This is a genomic window from Methylobacterium sp. (genome assembly GCF_019750675.1).
GTDB lineage: Bacteria > Pseudomonadota > Alphaproteobacteria > Rhizobiales > Beijerinckiaceae > Methylobacterium.
Map to the genome: position 1 here is coordinate 1 of NZ_JAIEOF010000268.1, position 2,840 is coordinate 2,840.

General features: G+C 67.3%; 1 protein-coding gene. It reads left to right on the plus strand.

Annotation, left to right across the window (positions count from 1 at the left end):
- Positions 1–237 precede the first annotated feature (237 nt).
- A partial coding sequence (gene acnA, locus K2X24_RS13930; RefSeq protein ID WP_292498984.1) for an aconitate hydratase AcnA occupies positions 238–2,840 on the plus strand: 2,603 nt, incomplete at its 3' end.

Genomic DNA, 2,840 nt, shown 5'->3' on the forward strand with positions numbered 1-2,840 from the left:
ACAGATCCCACGCGCTGTCAGGCCACCGGTAGCGGCCAGTTTCGAAGTGTTCTATAACGCGCCCAGGCTGCGCCGCGCGAGTTTCAGGGCGTCCAAATCGCCCTTCGCGCATCATCCTCATCCGGGCACCCCCGGGGCGGCGCGCGCTTCATAGCGCTCCCAGCCGAACACGTGTTTTCGTGGCGCAGGTTATGCCTGCGCGTGTTCGACCAACCGCTCGCGAGGAATTATAACGCCGTGGCATCGATCGACAGCTTCCAGTCTCGCCAGACCCTCACCGTCGGAGACAAGTCCTACACCTATTACTCGATCCCGCAGGCCGAGAAGGCGGGCCTCGCCGACGCCACCGCGCTGCCCTTCTCCATGAAGGTGCTGCTTGAGAACCTGTTGCGCTTCGAGGACGACCGCTCGGTCAAGAAGGACGACATCTCGGCCACCGTCGCCTGGCTCGGCAACAAGGGCAAGACCGAGACCGAGATTGCCTTCCGCCCCTCTCGCGTGCTGATGCAGGATTTCACGGGCGTGCCCGCCGTCGTCGACCTCGCCGCGATGCGCGACGCCATGGTGGCGCTGGGCGGCGACCCGCAGAAGATCAATCCCCTGGTGCCGGTCGACCTCGTGATCGACCACTCGGTCATCGTCGACGAGTTCGGCACCCCGAAGGCGCTGGCCGACAACGTCGCGCTGGAATACTCGCGCAACGGCGAGCGCTACACCTTCCTCAAGTGGGGCCAGTCGGCCTTCGACAACTTCTCCGTCGTGCCGCCCGGCACCGGCATCTGCCACCAGGTGAACCTGGAATACCTGTCGCAGACGGTCTGGACGAAGTCGGAAGACGGCACCGAGCTCGCCTATCCGGACAGCCTCGTCGGCACCGATTCGCACACCACCATGGTCAACGGCCTGGCCGTGCTCGGCTGGGGCGTCGGCGGCATCGAGGCCGAGGCCGCGATGCTCGGCCAGCCACTCTCGATGCTGATCCCCGAGGTCGTCGGCTTCAAGCTGTCGGGCAAGCTGCCCGAGGGCACCACGGCCACCGATCTGGTGCTCACCGTCACCCAGATGCTGCGCAAGAAGGGCGTGGTCGGCAAGTTCGTGGAGTTCTACGGCCCCGGCCTCGACGACATGGCGGTGGCCGACCGCGCCACGATCTCCAACATGGCCCCCGAATACGGCGCCACCTGCGGCTTCTTCCCCATCGACCAGAAGACCATCGACTTCCTCACCGTCACCGGCCGCGCCGACGACCGCATCGCCCTGGTGGAGGCCTACGCCAAGGCGCAGGGCATGTGGCGCGATGCCCAGACCCCCGATCCCGTCTTCACCGACACGCTCGAACTCGACATGGGCGACGTGCGCCCCTCGCTCGCCGGCCCCAAGCGCCCGCAGGACCGGGTGCTCCTCGACGGCGCCAAGCCCGGCTTCGCGCAATCCATGGAGACCGAGTTCAAGAAGGCCGCCGACATCGCCAAGCGCTATCCCGTGGAGGGCGCGAACTTCGACATCGGCCACGGCGACGTGGTGATCGCCGCCATCACGTCCTGCACCAACACCTCGAACCCGAGCGTGATGATCGGCGCCGGGCTTCTGGCCCGCAACGCGGTCGCCAAGGGTCTGCGCTCCAAGCCCTGGGTGAAGACCTCGCTCGCGCCCGGCTCCCAGGTGGTGGCCGAGTACCTTGAGAGCGCCGGCCTGCAGGCGCCCCTCGACGCGCTCGGCTTCAACCTCGTCGGCTTCGGCTGCACCACCTGCATCGGCAATTCGGGCCCGCTGCCGGCCCCGATCTCGAAGGCGATCAACGACAACGACGTGGTCGCCGCCGCCGTGCTCTCGGGCAACCGCAACTTCGAGGGCCGCGTGAACCCGGATGTCCGGGCGAACTACCTCGCTTCGCCGCCGCTGGTCGTCGCCTACGCGCTCGCCGGCTCGATGCAGATCGACATCACCACCGAGCCGCTCGGCATGGGGTCGGACGGCCAGCCCGTCTACCTGAAGGACATCTGGCCGTCGTCCGCCGAGGTCCAGGAGTTCATCGAGGCCAACATCACCTCGACCCTGTTCAAGTCCCGCTACGCCGACGTGTTCGGCGGCGACGACTACTGGAAGGCCGTCGAGGTCACCGAGGCCGAGACCTTCAAGTGGGATTCGACCTCCACCTACGTGCAGAACCCGCCCTACTTCGAGGGCATGCAGAAGACCCCCGCCCCGGTGGAGGACGTGGTCGATGCCCGCATCCTCGGCCTGTTCCTCGACTCGATCACCACCGACCACATCTCGCCGGCGGGCAACATCCGGGCGAACTCTCCGGCGGGCGCCTACCTGCAGGAGCACCAGGTCCGGGTGCAGGACTTCAACCAGTACGGCACCCGGCGCGGCAACCACGAAGTCATGATGCGCGGCACCTTCGCCAACATCCGCATCAAGAACCAGATGGTCCGCGACGAGTCCGGCAACGTGGTCGAGGGCGGCTGGACCCTGTTCCAGCCCTCGGGCGAGCGGATGTTCATCTACGACGCCGCGCAGAAGTATCAGGCCGAGGGCACGCCGCTCGTGGTCTTCGCCGGCAAGGAGTACGGCACCGGCTCCTCGCGCGACTGGGCGGCCAAGGGCACCAAGTTGCTCGGCATCCGCGCCGTGGTGGCCGAGAGCTTCGAGCGCATCCACCGCTCGAACCTCGTCGGCATGGGCATCGTGCCCCTGGTCTTCCAGGGCGAGACCTCGTGGGCCTCGCTCGGCCTCAAGGGTGACGAGACGGTCTCGATCCGGGGCCTGTCCGGCGACCTGAAGCCGCGCCAGACCATGATCGCCGAGATCACCTCCGCGGACGGCACCAAGCGGGA